We start from the raw sequence: 14002 nt of genomic DNA on the forward strand, positions 1-14002 counted from the left end.
CGTGGGCCCCGATGTCCGCCGCCCTGAGGAGCGAGTCGATGGCAACGCCGACGGGAGCCGCTCCCGGAGAACTGCGACGGCACCTCGGCGTGTTCGACGCCGTGGTGATCGGGCTCGGGGCGATGCTCGGCGCCGGGATCTTCGCCGCGCTTGGACCGGCCGCCGCCGCTGCCGGGTCCGGGCTGCTGCCGGGGCTCGCGCTGGCCGCCGTCGTCGCGTACTGCAACGCCACCTCCTCCGCCCGGCTGGCCGCCCGCTATCCGCAGTCCGGCGGCACCTATGTCTACGGCCGCGAGCGGCTGGGGGAGTTCTGGGGCTATCTGGCCGGGTGGGGCTTCGTCGTCGGCAAGACCGCCTCCTGCGCCGCGATGGCCCTCACGGTGGGCGCCTACGTATGGCCCGCACAGGCGCACGCGATCGCCGTCGCGGCCGTGGTGGCGCTGACCGCCGTCAACTACGCGGGCGTCCAGAAGGCCGCCTGGCTCACCCGGCTGATCGTCGCACTCGTCCTGGCCGTGCTCGCCGCCGTTGTGGTCGCCTGCCTGACCGGCGGCACCGCCGAGGCCGCCCGCCTCGACCTCGGCGCCGACGCCACGTTCGGCGGCACCCTCCAGGCCGCCGGGCTGCTGTTCTTCGCCTTCGCCGGGTACGCGCGCATCGCGACCCTCGGCGAGGAGGTGCGCGACCCCGAACGCACCATCCCCCGCGCGATTCCGCTGGCCCTCGGCATCACGCTGGTCACGTACGCGGCCGTCGCCCTCGCGGTCCTCGCCGTCCTCGGCCCAAACCGCCTCGCCCACACCACCGCCCCGCTCGCCGAAGCGGTCCGCGCCGCGGGCGCCCCCGGGCTCGCGCCCGTCGTCCGCACCGGCGCGGCGGTCGCCGCGCTCGGCTCCCTCCTCGCGCTCATCCTCGGCGTCTCGCGCACCACCCTCGCGATGGCCCGCGACCGCCATCTGCCGCCCGCCCTCGCCGCCGTCCACCCCCGCTTCCAGGTCCCGCACCGCGCCGAACTCGCCGTCGGCGCGGTCGTCGCCGTCCTGGCCGCCACCACGGACGTGCGCGGCGCGATCGGCTTCTCCTCCTTCGGCGTGCTCGTCTACTACGCCGTCGCCAACGCCTCCGTCTGGACCCTCACCCCCGCGGAGGGCCGCCCCGCCCGCCCCGTCCCGGCCGTCGGCCTGCTCGGCTGCGCGACCCTGGCCTTCGCCCTGCCGCTCCCGTCCGTGGCGACGGGAGCGGCGGTGCTGGCGGCGGGCGCGCTGGCGTACGGCGTGCGGCGGGCGGCGGGTTCTGGGCGAGGGCGGCGGCCTGCTCGGGAGTGAGGGGCGATCATGGGTGCAGTGGAGATGAACCGGATCGCAGCGGTTGCCCTCGTGCAGAGGATCATGGATGCGGACTATGCCTTCGAAGAGGAGGCGGATCGTTGGCTGGACATGCTCGACAAGGGCCTGGCATGTCCAACCGGGTACGTCAGTGGCTTGATCTTCTGGCCACCGGAGCGGGATCTATCGGCCGATGAGGTGGTCGATCAGGCCCTGGCGTATCGGCCGATCGTTCCACTGTCACAGCAGCCCCTGGGCGACACCTTGGGCTGACAGGAGAACGCAGGTCCGCTCGAGGTCGACAGCCACTATCCGCACAGATACGTCGTGGTCCTCGCGGACAACCTTCGCAAGGTCCGCGACCGGCTCGGTGAGCGGAACGAGCCCCTCGACACAGTCGGCGATCCGTACGAAGAATCCGATTGGCGCGATCTTCGTGACACGTCCGGTGACGATCTGACCGACACGTTCCACGAACCGAGGAAGCAGGTTCTCGTGCTCAGCCCACTCGCGGAGCACGATCCCCACCTGGTGATTGTGCTCGGCGTGCCACACCACCTCGCCGGTGACGAACTGCCCCACGGTCGGCAATTCCATGCACCTGGGCATCTTGTCGACTCTGGCCAGGCCAATGACTTCAGGATGGCCGTCAATGGAGAGGAAAGCCCCGAAAGGTTGCCTACCAAGGACCTCACCGGCGATTGGGGCGCCGACAGGTAAAGCGTGAACCGTCTCAGCCCAGGCCGCGGCAGCACCGGCTACTTGGAACCTCCCGTTTTCGGAAGGCCAGGAGTACTCGCTCATGCGCTGATCACGGCACGCGCCACCTGCCCTGCGCTGGTTCGGATGTGCTGGTCACTGATCGGCAGGACAACTCCTAGAGGTAGCGGACGCGTATACCGGGGCCGAGGCGGTCGGTCCCGGTGACGGTCTGCGTGCGGCCCACCTCGACAGTGAGCGGGCGGTGGGCCGGGCGGCCGCTCAGGGACGAGAGATCCAGCGGGCCGGGGACGGGGCCGTGGCACTGGCCGAAGAACACCTTGGTCAGAGGCTCGATGGTGTTCAGCGCGCCGAGGTCGGCCGGGAAGGCGCAGCGGTAGAAGCGCAGATCCGTCGCATGAACAGAGGCCGAGAAGATATCGAGGCATCCGGACAAGTCGAGTCTGCTCAGACGCAGTCGCCAAACCTTCGACATGACAGAAAGGTTCGCGACATTGCGCGGAGTCCCCGAGCCATCCAGGCTCATGCTTTCGATCGGGGGCAGGCAGTTCAGGAATCCCAGATCGGTGTCGGCAGGAAGAAAGCCCAAGCCCAGTACGGTCAGAGACCGCGGCAGAGGAATTTCGGGCACGGGCGGGAGAGAGGTCCAGCCTGTGAGGCTCAGATCCCTTAGATGGGGGAGCGCGGTCAACGGTGTGACGTCGCTCAGGGCGGTGTTTCCGTGGATCGAGAACTTTCCGAGCCTTGGCTGAGAGGTGAGCGGGCTGAGGTCGTTGTCATCCCTCAGCTGGAAGATTCCCAGATCGAACAATTCGGGGAGTTCCTCGATCGGCCCGAGTCCGGAGGCCATGGGAAAATTGATCCATACCTTCCGCATCGACCGCATCCGTGTGGCCGCAGCCCACTGGCTGGGGTGGGAAAGCTTGAGCAGGACGTGCTCCAGAGGAAGTCTGGCCAGGACGCGTTGGGCGTACGGGTCGGGATCGAAGTACTCCCAGGCATCGGCGAGTTCCTGGTGCACATCTGCATGCCCGCCCTCCGCGTAAGCCTCCAGCAGATCGAGTGCTCTCTCCCCGCCGATGAGCGCCGCCGTTCGCACGGCACTCCTGGCGACCGTCGCGGTGAGGCCGTCCAGAGAGCGCGGCAGTCTGCGCAGTACGGGATCTCCCACGGCCGCGAGCGAGGTGGCGTCGCTCGTCCGTCGCGGCGGCGTCAGCTTCTCCAGGTTCTCGTCCAGCCGCTTCCCGATCTCCTCCGGTACCGAGCCCATGGTCTCCAGGCAGGAGGCCGCCAGCAGCCGCAGCGCACGCGCGTGACGGCGCTCGGCCGACGCGCGGTCGAGGATTCCGTCGATGAGCTCCTGCCGCTGGCTGCGATGGGCGTGTCCGGCGGCCATGATGATGGTCTCCCGCCAGGTGTCCAGATGGGCCCGCTCGACCAGATTTCCGATGCGGTCCTCCTCCGCCGCCTCCTCGGCCGCCAGGTATTCCTGAAAGCTGCGGTGCAGGAAGTCGATACGGCCCTCGGCCGGGGCACGCAAGACCCCGGAACGCATCACGAGGTGGTCCAGGACCTGATCACCATTGATGTCCAGATGGCGCATCGAAGTCACCTTGGCCGTCGTGTGGACGAGCGCCTTGTCCATGGCGATCTCGCTGCGGTTGTTGTCCGACAGCCGCCAGGCCAGATCTCGCAGCACACTCAGCTTGTCGCTCAGACTGAGCTGAACGTCCAGCGCGCTGGGCACCCCGCGCTCCGCGTCGCGGCGCTGCACCAGCAACTCCAGGGCGATGCGGTACAGCTCCAGGCGGCTTCGTGGCAGCCGTCGGCGTCGGCTGAGGTGCAGCGCGCACAGCAGCGCCGCGAGCAGGGGGCTCGCGGCCAGCGCCCTCAGATGCGGGCGGTCCTGGAGACCTGCCAGCAGCGCCCGCTCATAGTGCGGCAACTCCTCGGGATCGCACGGCAGATCACCACCCTGGGCTCCCACGGCCTGATGCCACTGCCGTACGAAGGCCCTGAGATCGGCGGGCGTCATCCGCTCCAGCCCCACCGGAGCGAACCCCTCCGCGCGCAGCCAGTCGCCGCGCGCGGCGGTCGGCCGGGATGTCACCACGGCCCGGGTGTCCGGGTACGCGCTGAGCAGCAGCCGCAGCCAGTCGCGGACCTTGCGCCGCTCGCCGGCAACCAGTTCGTCCACCCCGTCGACGAGCAGCAGGACCCGGCCCGCCTGGAACGCGCGGTCCACCCAGGCGCGGGGCATGTGGCCGGTCAGCGGCCCGGCCGTGGCGTCCAGCAGCTCTTCCAGGCGTGGCAGGTCGCGTGACGCGTAACGCCGCAGCTTGACCAGGACCGGGACGAGCCCGTTCCAGTCGGCCAGGTCACCGCTGAACGTGCCCCGTGCGGCCGTCACGGCAAGCCAGTTGAGCAGGGTCGTCTTGCCGGAGCCCGCCTCGCCCCGCAGCAGGATGCGCGGCGACCGCTTCAGCGCCGCCTCGACCCGCACGCTCGCCGACGACTCGTACTCGTCGCCACCCCATGAGCCGATGCCCGTCCGCAGGCGATGGTCGGGCCCATCGGCCGACCTCCGTGGTGTCCGTCCGTCCCCGTCCGTACTGACCCGGAGGCTGACGTATGCGACGGACAGCTTGGTGCGCGGCGCCTGACCGGCCGTGAAGCTGAACAGCTCCACGGTGTCCAGGGTGTGGCTGATGAACTCCAGATACTCACGGCGGAACGCGGCGTCATGGTCCGCCCCCTGCGGCGCGTACAGCGACCTGACGGGGAGCCGCTCCAGCACCCGGCTCAGCTCCGAGCCGAGTTCGCTCACCCGCCCCAGCAGCTCCGTCACGGCCCGCTCGGTGAAGACCGGAAGCCGGAGCAGGATGCGCACGTAGCAGTCGCAGCACTCCGCGAGCAGCAGCTCGTAGAACTGCGTGGCCGCGTCGCCCAGCCCGGACGGCGGGGGAGCGGCGGTCCGTACCCGGCGGGCGAGTTCGGCGGGGTTGGCATCCGACCCGAGGATCGCCGCGTCGGAAAGGTCCGCGTGGGCGAACGCCGCCGTCACGGCGTCGAGCGCCGCCTGGCGTCCCCCCTCGTCCAGATCCCGGAACTCATGGCCGCACATGGGTTCCAGCCGCGCCGCGACCGCGTCCGCGATCTGTTCGAACTGCCGCTCCACACCGCGTTGGTCACGCAGCCCCGGTATGCGCCGCCGTATGAGCGCGGACATCTCCATCCGGCTCTCCCGCTCCCGCGTACGCGGATCCAGCCACAGCCGTACGACACGCGTCGCCACGGTGCGGCCGAGGTTGATGGCCGCCGCCTCAGCGCTCATTCGCTCCCCCGGTTTCGTCTCAGCGCAGGTCGAGGACCATGGTGTCGTACAGCGGTGCCTCGTCCCATGGCCGGGACCGTCCCACTGTCCGGTAACCCCACGCCGCGTACGCCGACTGGGCCGGTGCGGCCTCGGGTTCCGGTCGCATCGTCAGCGTGACCCGCTCCGCGGAGAGGTCGCTGAGGAGGCGGGAGTGCAACTCGGCCGCGACGCCCTGGCGGCGCCACGGCTTGCGCACGGCCAACTCGATGATGGCGAAGGTCCGTTCGCCTGTCTCGTCCGTGAAGTTCTCGGGCACGGCCTCCACCAGGCCGTCCCACCAGCCGGTGTCGGCGGGCAGCAGATAGCCGAAGGTGAAGCCGACGACCTCGTTGCCTTCGCGGGCGAGGACCAAGCGGAAGCCCGGGCGCCGGGCTTGGAGCCGGAATCGCTCGATGAACTCGGCGACGTCGCTGGGACCCTCGCAGTACGGCGGTTCGGCGTACACCTCTTCGTACGCCGGGAGAAGTGCGTCGAGCCGGGACGCCTCGGCGCTCTCGTACCGCTCGTAGGTCACCTGGTCCATCAGAGTTCTCCCTCGGTGTACGCGGTCAGCCCCTCGGCCGCGTCCCGCGCGCTCACCGCATCCGCCTCGCCGAGTAACGCCCGGACCTCGTGCAGGGACCGGGCCACACGCCCAGATTCGACCTCGGCGAGATGTTCGAGGCTGGCTAGCGCTTCGGCCGCGCCCTCGTCGACCTCTCCGGCCTGCACCAGGGTGCGGGCGAGAGTGAGCCGGTACAGGGCGCGATTACGTCCGTACGTGCGGGTCTGATGATCGAGGGCGGCGCGCAGGAAAGGCACAGCCGCTTTGTCGTGCCCCGTCTCGGTGTAGAGCATCCCCTGCCGGTAAGCCAGCTCAGCATGCCCGTGGAAGGCCGCCCACTTCGGGGCAGGTCGCCCTCGATCTGAACGGTCCACCAGCCGCATGGCTTCAGCGAGCCGCTTCCGCGCCGCCCTGTCGTCCCGCATGACAGCCAGCGCCCGCGACTCCCGCGAGGCGATCAGAGAGAGCAGGAGAGGCGAGCCCAGTGGAACGGCGCGCTCGCGGGCGGCGCGGGCGAGTTCGTAGCCGTCGCGCGGGCGGTTTTCGTGGCTGGCCTGCATGCTGAGCATCACGAGTACCAAGATGTGAAGGCTCTCGTCGCGGAGCATGGTGGCAGCGGTCAGCGCCTCGCCGTAGTAGCGGCGTGCGGTGTCCTGGTCGTCGGCGTCGTAGTACAGCCAGGCGCATTGGTTCGCCGTTTCTCCCGCGAGGAGCTGGAGCTGACGGCTGATGGTGTCAGGGTATGTGCCGATGTTGATGATGCGGCGGATTCGCCTGAGGTGACGGACAGCCAATGAGCGGATCGCATCACCGCCGTAGGCGTCATCGAGAGCGTAGAGAGAACGCAGGCCCTCGCGGAGTTCCACCACGTGTGCCGTGCCGACCGCGTCCCGGGAACCGAGCGCCAGACCAGCGGCGCTGCCCAGTGAGTCGGCGACGAAGGCGCGACGTTCCACGTTCACCCCCTCATAACGGCCAGGTAGTCCGTCCAGAGTGGCACTCGGCTCCGGGCCGGGGAAGCCCAGATCCAGCGGGCTCACGCCGAACATGGCGTGCAGCACGCGCCAGGCCCGTGGCCGTGGGCGGGGCGGATCGGGTCGGCGCCAGCGCCGGAACTGCCGGTCGGTGAGCGCTACATGCTCGCCCAACAGGTCCGCCGTCGCGTCGAACGCGCGGAGGAACGCGCTGCTGCGACCCCAGCCACGTGCCGCGCACTCACGTGCGAACGGCGTCTGCGATTCGTCCACTCACTCACCGTAGTGGGTACCACCGACACGGAAAGTCCGTGATCTCGCGAAAAGTCCGCCGCGAAGTCACGCGGCCCGTCCGGCCGCCAGTGTGCCGACCGCAGTTCTCTCGTCGTGAGCAGGAGCGATGAGGGGAGCCCGACGTGAGGATCAGAGCCCAGCGATGGACGCCGCCCAGCGGACACGAACTCACCGTCCTGCCCGCAGGCCGGTGGTGGGATGCCGTCAGGGCGTCCGAGGCCGTGGGGGAGCGCGCGCTGAAGCTGCTCGGCGCCGACTCCGGCGCCGTCATCCAGGACCGGTACGGGCCCCTGTACTGGCTGGTGCGGCCCGGGACCGCCGATGGCTGGGACGTACGACACGTACGCGTACTCGGCCCGTCCACCGCCACGGCCAGCTACCTCGGCGTACCGCCCGGGCACCGGACCACCCGGCCGGGCACCCACTGGCGCGTCCCCGTCGGCCCCGACCGCTACCTCACCGATGCCGCACGGTTGCACGGAGCGCTGGTGGACGCGCTCGGTGAGGAGGGCGCGCGGTGACGTCGCAGGTCTGTGCGCGCTGCCAGCGGCCGACGAACGAGCCGGTCGTCGTCGCGGTGGAGCACGGCGGCAGCGTCGGCGGCGGGACGGCGTACGCGTGCCCCGGCTGTGCGCCCCGCTTCCCGGAGCCCCGCGATCCGCTCGCCGAGATCGAGGCCCTGCGCCGGGCCCGGCGCCCCGGGTCCGGCGCGCCCACGGCCCTCTAGCCGAACTGGCCGACCTGGTAGTCCCCGGCGGGCTGCTGGACGATGACGTTCAGGCGGTTGTAGGCGTTGATGAGGGCGATGAGGGAGACCAGGGCGGCGAGCTGGTCCTCGTCGTAGTGCTTGGCGGCGTTCGCCCAGGCCTCGTCGGTGACGCCGCCGGCCGCGTCGGCGATGCGGGTGCCCTGCTCGGTCAGCTCCAGGGCGGCGCGTTCGGCGTCGGTGAAGACCGTGGCCTCGCGCCAGGCCGCGACCAGGTGGAGGCGCACCGAGGTCTCCCCGGCGTGGGCGGCCTCCTTGCTGTGCATGTCGGTGCAGAAGCCGCAGCCGTTGATCTGGCTGGCGCGGAGCTTGACCAGCTCCTGGGTCGCGGGCGGCAGGGGCGAGTCCGAGACGGCCTGGCCCGCCGCGTTGATGCGCTTGAGGAACGCGGCCGCGGTCTGGTTGCCGAACAGGTTCAAGCGAGCGTCCATGGGGTGCTCCTCGGGTCCTTGTAGGTCGTTGTACCTCCTTGACGGAACGGAGCGGTGAAGTGTGACAGGCGCGGGTGTGGCGCGCGTCTCAGCCGCCACTCGGCTTCGGCAGGCCGATCGGGTTGGGGAAGCGGAGGGCTTCGGCGCAGGTGCGGGAGAGCGGGGTGAGGAGGGTGGTGAGGTCGCGGACCGCGTCCGGGGTCAGGGCGCGCCAGGGGCGTTCGGCCGCGCGGTCGGTGGCTGACTCGACGGCGCGCAGGAGCTCGCGCCCGTCGCGGCTCGCGGTGCCGTCGGGGAGGAGCAGGCCGCGTTCGGTGAGGTGGAGGCGGGCGGCCTCCCACTCCTGGTCGGTCCAGCCGCGGTAGGGCTGGAGTTCGGCGCGGGGGATGTCGGTGCCCGCGCGGAGGGCGAGGGCCTGGCAGCCGTCGAGCCCGGCGGCGACGAGGGCGGCGACATGGCCGTCGCCGCGGTGTTCGCGCAGCAGGGTGGCGGCGTGCCACAGGCGGTCCAGGGGCCGGTCGGGGAAGTCCAGCGAGGCGTGGGCGGCGGCCAGCACGCGCCCGGCGGTGTCGAGCCCGGCGGCCCGGGGGACCAGGGCCTCGGCGGCCCGTTCCGCGGCGCGCTCCTGGCCGGTGAGCAGGCGCCGCAGGGCGGCCACGGTGCCCGCGCGGCGAATCTCCAGGGCGCGTTCGGGGGCGGTCAGCTGCCAGACGTCGGGCAGGGCGCGGGCGACCATGGCGGGCGCGAAGGAGAAGAACGCGGCGGCGACGGGTTCAGGACCGACCGGGCCCAGTGGCGCGGCACGGCACGCGAAGTAGCCGCGCCAGAAGCCGCGCAGCCCCGCGTCCTCGTACGCCGCCAGGGCCTCGGGGGCGAAGTAGGTGACGGCGTGGAGCGGTTCGAACAGGGTCCACATCGTGCGGGCGCTCGACGCCGCGCGGTCCTCCATCGGTGGGCTCCCTTCCCGGGCGGGGCGGTCACGGGACCGTATGCCCGGCGTACGCGCTTTCCCGACCCCCGACGGGCTGGGCCGCACGCTACTTGGAGGCGCCCAGGTAGAACAGCAGATAGAGGAATCCGGCGAAGACGTGCACGCCGACGACGTAGATGAAGACCCGGACGGTGACCGGGATCGGCGCGCGGTCCTGCTCCCGCGTCGTCCTCGGGGGCGTGCCGCGGGCCGGGTCGGGGTGCGGGGGGTTCGGGGTCGCGTCGTTCATGGCGTAGCGGGCCTTCCTCCGCGGCGGGCGGGGGCGCCGAGGCACAGCTCGGCGGCCCCGCTCTGGAGCAGGGTGTGGACGAAGAGCAGATCCGTGCCGCCGGGCGAGGCGGCGGCGATGCGGTGCGGGGTGAGCGAGTCGAAGTGGGCCGCGTCGCCGGGGCCGAGGACGTGGACGGCGTCGCCGAGGGTCAGCCGCAGCCGCCCGCTCACCACGTACAGCCACTCCTCGCCCGGGTGGACGCGCACCAGCTCGTCCTGGGCGCCCGAGCCCTCCGGCACGTGCAGCCGCAGCGCCTGCATCGCCCGGCCGGAGCCACCGGCCCGCTGGTACGTCCAGCCGCCCGCCTGCTGCGCCTCCATGCGGTCGGCGCGCACGATGGGGTCCTGGTTCGGCGGCGCCTCGCCGAGGAGGTCGGATACCGTGGTTCCGTACGTACGGGCCAGGGACAGCAGCATCGGCAGCGACGGCTGGCGGCGGCCCGTCTCCAGCCGGGACAGATGCGCGGGCGAGAGCCCGACGCGATGGGCCGCGGCCTCCAGGGTCAGCCCGCTGCCGCGCCGCAGATCCCGCAGGCGGGGAGCGACGGTGGGCAGCTCGGCGGAGGGTTCCGCGGGCGGCTCGGCGGGGTCCCCCTCGGGGAGCGGGTTCATGTCTCCGGTATAGCGAGCCCTTCGCCTCTCAGGCAAAAAGCTTGCCTCAGGGGCAAAATCACGGTTCGGTCACGCCCCCTCGCGCTTCGCCCGCATCGTGTGAACTCCGCGAAAACAGCGGTTACTTGGCATTGACATGCCATGCTCTACGCGCGTCATGCTAGGGGCATGAAAATCCCCCCACGGATTGCCCGCATCGGCGCCCTCGGCGCCCTCGCCGCCTCGCTCCTCATCGGCGGCACGGCCGTCACGGCCACCGCGACCCCGGCCGCACCCGCGGCCGTCGCATCGGCGCAGGCCGTCGCGGACGTCGGCGAGATCTGTTACTCGAAGCTGCCGTCCCAGGCCCATGACACCCTCGACCTGATCGAGAAGGGCGGCCCGTACCCGTTCCCGCAGGACGGCACGGTCTTCCAGAACCGCGAGGGCATCCTTCCGGCCCAGTCCTCCGGCTACTACCACGAGTACACCGTCATCACCCCCGGCTCCGACGACCGCGGCGCCCGCCGCATCGTGACCGGCAAGAAGACGGACGAGGACTACTACACCGCGGACCACTACGAGTCGTTCGACCTGGTGGACCGCGGCTGCTGAGCCGCCGCCCCCAGCCGTACGGCGCACCGCGGTCGTACGGTGCACGGCACCACCCGCAGGACCCGCCACCCCCCACGTACAACGGCCGCCGCCCCGTCCGGGCAGCGGCCGTTGTGCCGTGCGCACTCAGGGGCCGGTGTGCTGTGCACGCGCGCCGGTCCGGAGAAGATCTCGGCCTCTTTACGAACGATCTCCTCCCCCCGCCCCGCCGTTTGTCGGTGGTTGCCGATACCGTTCCCGTAGAAGTGGACGCGTGGGGAGGCAGCGGTGGCGAACGGTCCGGAAGTGGTCACGTGCGGCGAGGCGATGCTGCTGCTGCTCGCGGAGCCGGGAATCCCGCTCGACCGGGCCGTGCACTTCCGCCGCTCCGTGGCGGGAGCCGAGTCCAATGTGGCCGCCGGGCTGTCCCGGCTCGGCCACGCGGTGCGCTGGCTCGGCCGGGTCGGCGCTGACCCGGCGGGGGAGGCCGTGCTGCGCGAGCTGCGCGCCGACGGGGTGGACGTCTCGCAGGCCGTCGTGGACGAGCAGGCGCCCACCGGGCTGCTGCTGCGCGACAGCCATCCGCACCGCTCGATCGACGTGCAGTACTACCGCATGGGGTCGGCCGCGTCCCGGCTGACCCCCGACGAGATCAGCCCCGACGCGCTGGCCGGCGCCCGGATGCTGCACATATCCGGGATCACCCCGATGCTCTCGCCGACCGCGGCGGCCGCCAGCCGACGGCTGGTGGAACTGGCCCGGGAGGCCGGGGCGAAGGTGTCCTTCGACCCGAACGTCCGCCGCAAGCTGGGCGGCGCCGCCCAGTGGGCGCAGACGGCGGGGCCGTTGCTGCGCGAGGCGGATCTGGTCCTGGCCGGGGAGGACGAGCTGGAGCTGCTCACCGCGCAGCCCGCCGACGAGGCCGCGCGGGAGCTGCTGGACGGCGGCACCCAGGAGGTCGTGATCAAGCGCGCCGACCACTCCGCCACCGTCCTCACCTCCGACGGCAGCTGGCAGCAGGCGCCGCACGCGGTGCCGGTGGTCGACCCGATCGGCGCGGGTGACGGCTTCGCCGCGGGGTATCTGTCGGCCAGGCTGCGCGGGCTGTCCGAGCCCCGGGCGCTGGCCGAGGCCGCGTGCGTCGCGGCGCTCGTGGTCCAGGGGGCCTCGGACACGGACGGGCTGCCGTCGGCGCTCGCGCGGGACCGGGCGCTCGCCGAGCTGATCAACGGGGGCGACGGGGTCCACCGCTAGGAGCGGGGTTCACGCTCCCCGCGACGACACCCTCGTAACGGTCCGGAAGAAGCACATCATCAACCGCAGCACAGCACCGCACATCGTCAACCGCATACCGCTCACCGCCGCATATCCCACAGGCACAGGGGCGCGGCACGATCAGGCAGCAGACCCTAGGAGAGGAAAGGCGGCGACTGCCGTGTACCGCTGGGAGATCACCCGGGCCGCGCTCGCGCAGCGCGTCCTCGCCATCGTTCGCAGCGACAGCTACGACCACGCCACGGCGACGGCGGACACCCTGCTCTCCGCGGGCATCACCAGCCTGGAGATCTCGCTGACCACCCCCTTCGCGCTGGAGGCGGTCACCACCCTGATCCGGGAGGTCGGCGACGACGCGGTGATCGGCGCGGGCACGGTGCTCGACGGCGCGTCCGCCCGGATGGCCGTCGACGCGGGGGCCCGCTTCCTGGTCTCGCCGAGCCTGGACCCCGACGTCATCCGCACCGGCCACCGCTACGGACTGCCGGTCTTCCCCGGCGTCTCCACCCCCACCGAGGCGGTGCGCGCGATGGAGCTGGGCGCGGACGCGCTGAAGCTGTTCCCCGCGGCGGCGTTCGGGCCGCGCTGGATCAAGGACGTACGGGCCGCCCTGCCGCAGGCCGCCTTCGTGCCGACCGGCGGGGTGACCGTGGCCGACGCGCCGGACTGGATCGCCGCCGGGGCGGTCGCCTGCGGGATGGGCTCGGCGCTGTCCGAGGGCGACCGGGACACCGTGGCCAAGCGCGCCTCCGAGCTGCTGGCCCGCCTCGCGGACGCCGGTCCGCCGCTGGACGGGCCCGACCCGGAAGGGTACTGACGGCGGCTCACACCGGCTCCCGGGATTCCGGCAGGTGGTCGACGGGTTCACCCGGACGGCGTCTTCTGCCACGCTGAGCGCGCCGTGATCATGCCGCCTGCCGAGGAGTCCCCATGAGACGCGCCGCCACGCTCGCCACCGTCGCCGCCGTGCTCGCCGCCACCGCCGGGGGTTCGGCCCTGGCCGAAGGACCGGCGGCCGAGCGCACCACCGGCGCGACCCCACGGCACGGCACCCTGCTGGACCAAGTGCCGCAGCGCGGTGTGCTGCGCGTGTGCACCACGGGGGACTACCGGCCGTTCAGCCATCGCGACGCCAAGACCGGCGCCTACACCGGCATCGACATCGACATGGCGGGCAACCTGGCCAAGAGCCTCGACGCCAAGCCGAAGTTCGTCGCCACGACCTGGGCGAAGCTGGTCGACGACCTCGCCGCCGGGCGCTGCGACATCGGCATGGGCGGGGTGTCGGTGACCCTGGCCCGGGCCCGCACGGCGGCCTTCAGCGAGCCGTATCTGACCGACGGCAAGACGCCGATCGTGCGGTGCGAGGACGAGAAGAAGTACCAGACGCTGGACGACATCGACCGGCCGGGCGTCCGGGTGGTGGTCAACCCGGGCGGCACCAACGAGCAGTTCGCCCGCGCCCACATCAAGCGCGCCAGCCTCACCGTCCACCCCGACAACACCACGATCTTCGACGAGATCATCGACGGCCGTGCCGATGTGATGATGACGGACGCCAGCGAGACGCGTTACCAGTCGAAGATCCACCCGGAACTGTGCGCGGTCCACCCGGACAAGCCGTTCTCCTTCTCGGAGAAGGCGTACGCGCTGCCGCGCGCCGATGCGCAGTTCAAGGAATACGTCGACCAGTGGGTGCACTTGGCGACGCATGACGGGACGTATCAGAAGTACGCGGACGAGTGGCTGAAGCGCCCAGTTGAGTGAAAACGTGGGCCCATCCGACCGAAATAATATTTTCCGGGTAAGCCTGTTCTGCCAGGTTACGAACCGCTTTCTCCACAGAGGAGC

16 protein-coding genes are annotated in these 14002 nt (G+C 71.5%); 8 read left to right on the plus strand and 8 right to left on the minus strand.

Features of this window, described 5'->3' with window-relative positions:
* The first annotated feature begins 38 nt into the window (after positions 1–38).
* Together ACH4TL_RS05735 and ACH4TL_RS05740 are read left to right on the plus strand one after the other, a co-directional pair.
* Positions 39–1325: an APC family permease gene (locus tag ACH4TL_RS05735; RefSeq protein WP_398311425.1), complete on the plus strand. Its 1287-nt coding sequence runs from the start codon at positions 39–41 to the stop codon at positions 1323–1325.
* A 9-nt stretch (positions 1326–1334) separates the two neighbouring features.
* On the plus strand, positions 1335–1598 hold the full coding sequence (locus ACH4TL_RS05740) for an e9imm peptide (RefSeq protein WP_398311422.1): 264 nt from the start codon (positions 1335–1337) through the stop codon (positions 1596–1598).
* On the opposite strand, the gene ACH4TL_RS05745 is transcribed toward ACH4TL_RS05740, so the two are convergent.
* The 4 genes from ACH4TL_RS05745 to ACH4TL_RS05760 form a co-directional block, all read right to left on the minus strand.
* Positions 1566–2129, minus strand: a complete 564-nt coding sequence (locus ACH4TL_RS05745; RefSeq protein WP_398311419.1) for a S1 RNA-binding domain-containing protein — start codon at positions 2127–2129, stop codon at positions 1566–1568. The genes ACH4TL_RS05740 and ACH4TL_RS05745 overlap by 33 nt on opposite strands.
* A gap of 73 nt (positions 2130–2202) precedes the next feature.
* Entirely contained in the window at positions 2203–5379 is a 3177-nt protein-coding gene (locus tag ACH4TL_RS05750) for an NACHT domain-containing protein (protein WP_398311416.1), read from the minus strand.
* 19 nt (positions 5380–5398) lie between these two features.
* Positions 5399–5944, minus strand: coding sequence for a GNAT family N-acetyltransferase (locus ACH4TL_RS05755; RefSeq protein WP_398311413.1), 546 nt, complete (start codon positions 5942–5944; stop codon positions 5399–5401).
* A complete protein-coding gene (locus ACH4TL_RS05760) occupies positions 5944–7212 on the minus strand; it encodes a hypothetical protein (protein ID WP_398311410.1) in 1269 nt (422 codons plus the stop codon). The genes ACH4TL_RS05755 and ACH4TL_RS05760 overlap by 1 nt, the downstream gene beginning before the upstream one ends.
* 143 nt (positions 7213–7355) lie before the next feature.
* Here ACH4TL_RS05760 and ACH4TL_RS05765 point away from each other — a divergent pair, with 143 nt between their 5' ends.
* Positions 7356–7754 carry a hypothetical protein gene (locus ACH4TL_RS05765; protein ID WP_398311407.1) on the plus strand — a complete coding sequence of 133 codons (399 nt, stop codon included), beginning with the start codon at positions 7356–7358 and terminating at the stop codon, positions 7752–7754.
* Entirely contained in the window at positions 7751–7960 is a 210-nt protein-coding gene (locus ACH4TL_RS05770; protein WP_398311404.1) for a hypothetical protein, read from the plus strand. Before ACH4TL_RS05765 ends, ACH4TL_RS05770 begins: the two co-directional genes overlap by 4 nt.
* Here the strand turns inward: ACH4TL_RS05770 and ACH4TL_RS05775 are convergent.
* The 4 genes from ACH4TL_RS05775 to ACH4TL_RS05790 form a co-directional block, all read right to left on the minus strand.
* Positions 7957–8430 carry a carboxymuconolactone decarboxylase family protein gene (locus tag ACH4TL_RS05775; protein ID WP_391176753.1) on the minus strand — a complete coding sequence of 158 codons (474 nt, stop codon included), beginning with the start codon at positions 8428–8430 and terminating at the stop codon, positions 7957–7959. The genes ACH4TL_RS05770 and ACH4TL_RS05775 overlap by 4 nt on opposite strands.
* Before the next feature lie 88 nt (positions 8431–8518).
* The gene (locus ACH4TL_RS05780) at positions 8519–9379 is read right to left on the minus strand and encodes a hypothetical protein (RefSeq protein WP_398311400.1); all 861 of its coding nucleotides are present in this window, start codon (positions 9377–9379) and stop codon (positions 8519–8521) included.
* 88 nt (positions 9380–9467) lie between these two features.
* The gene (locus tag ACH4TL_RS05785; protein ID WP_398311397.1) at positions 9468–9650 is read right to left on the minus strand and encodes a DUF6126 family protein; all 183 of its coding nucleotides are present in this window, start codon (positions 9648–9650) and stop codon (positions 9468–9470) included.
* Entirely contained in the window at positions 9647–10303 is a 657-nt protein-coding gene (locus ACH4TL_RS05790) for a helix-turn-helix domain-containing protein (protein WP_398311394.1), read from the minus strand. The genes ACH4TL_RS05785 and ACH4TL_RS05790 overlap by 4 nt, the downstream gene beginning before the upstream one ends.
* A 168-nt stretch (positions 10304–10471) precedes the next feature.
* Here ACH4TL_RS05790 and ACH4TL_RS05795 point away from each other — a divergent pair, with 168 nt between their 5' ends.
* The 4 genes from ACH4TL_RS05795 to ACH4TL_RS05810 all read left to right on the plus strand — a co-directional run bounded on the left by ACH4TL_RS05795 (position 10472) and on the right by ACH4TL_RS05810 (position 13918).
* On the plus strand, positions 10472–10897 hold the full coding sequence (locus ACH4TL_RS05795) for a ribonuclease (RefSeq protein WP_398311391.1): 426 nt from the start codon (positions 10472–10474) through the stop codon (positions 10895–10897).
* A gap of 267 nt (positions 10898–11164) precedes the next feature.
* A complete protein-coding gene (locus tag ACH4TL_RS05800) occupies positions 11165–12130 on the plus strand; it encodes a sugar kinase (RefSeq protein ID WP_398311388.1) in 966 nt (321 codons plus the stop codon).
* 181 nt (positions 12131–12311) lie between these two features.
* Entirely contained in the window at positions 12312–12968 is a 657-nt protein-coding gene (locus tag ACH4TL_RS05805) for a bifunctional 4-hydroxy-2-oxoglutarate aldolase/2-dehydro-3-deoxy-phosphogluconate aldolase (protein WP_398311385.1), read from the plus strand.
* 113 nt (positions 12969–13081) lie between these two features.
* The gene (locus tag ACH4TL_RS05810; protein WP_398311382.1) at positions 13082–13918 is read left to right on the plus strand and encodes a transporter substrate-binding domain-containing protein; all 837 of its coding nucleotides are present in this window, start codon (positions 13082–13084) and stop codon (positions 13916–13918) included.
* The last annotated feature ends 84 nt before the right edge of the window (positions 13919–14002 follow it).

The sequence above is a fragment of the Streptomyces sp. NPDC021115 genome (genome assembly GCF_044333065.1).
Classification (GTDB): Bacteria; Actinomycetota; Actinomycetes; order Streptomycetales; family Streptomycetaceae; genus Streptomyces.

Excerpts from the sequence above, each read along its gene's own strand:
- ACH4TL_RS05735 (WP_398311425.1), top strand. The coding sequence starts at position 39 with ATGGCAACGCCGACGGGAGCCGCTCCCGGAGAACTGCGACGGCACCTC.
- ACH4TL_RS05740 (WP_398311422.1), top strand. The coding sequence starts at position 1,335 with ATGGGTGCAGTGGAGATGAACCGGATCGCAGCGGTTGCCCTCGTGCAG.
- ACH4TL_RS05745 (WP_398311419.1), bottom strand. The coding sequence starts at position 2,129 with ATGAGCGAGTACTCCTGGCCTTCCGAAAACGGGAGGTTCCAAGTAGCC.
- ACH4TL_RS05750 (WP_398311416.1), bottom strand. The coding sequence starts at position 5,379 with ATGAGCGCTGAGGCGGCGGCCATCAACCTCGGCCGCACCGTGGCGACG.
- ACH4TL_RS05755 (WP_398311413.1), bottom strand. The coding sequence starts at position 5,944 with ATGGACCAGGTGACCTACGAGCGGTACGAGAGCGCCGAGGCGTCCCGG.
- ACH4TL_RS05775 (WP_391176753.1), bottom strand. The coding sequence starts at position 8,430 with ATGGACGCTCGCTTGAACCTGTTCGGCAACCAGACCGCGGCCGCGTTC.
- ACH4TL_RS05780 (WP_398311400.1), bottom strand. The coding sequence starts at position 9,379 with ATGGAGGACCGCGCGGCGTCGAGCGCCCGCACGATGTGGACCCTGTTC.
- ACH4TL_RS05785 (WP_398311397.1), bottom strand. The coding sequence starts at position 9,650 with ATGAACGACGCGACCCCGAACCCCCCGCACCCCGACCCGGCCCGCGGC.
- ACH4TL_RS05790 (WP_398311394.1), bottom strand. The coding sequence starts at position 10,303 with ATGAACCCGCTCCCCGAGGGGGACCCCGCCGAGCCGCCCGCGGAACCC.
- ACH4TL_RS05795 (WP_398311391.1), top strand. The coding sequence starts at position 10,472 with ATGAAAATCCCCCCACGGATTGCCCGCATCGGCGCCCTCGGCGCCCTC.
- ACH4TL_RS05810 (WP_398311382.1), top strand. The coding sequence starts at position 13,082 with ATGAGACGCGCCGCCACGCTCGCCACCGTCGCCGCCGTGCTCGCCGCC.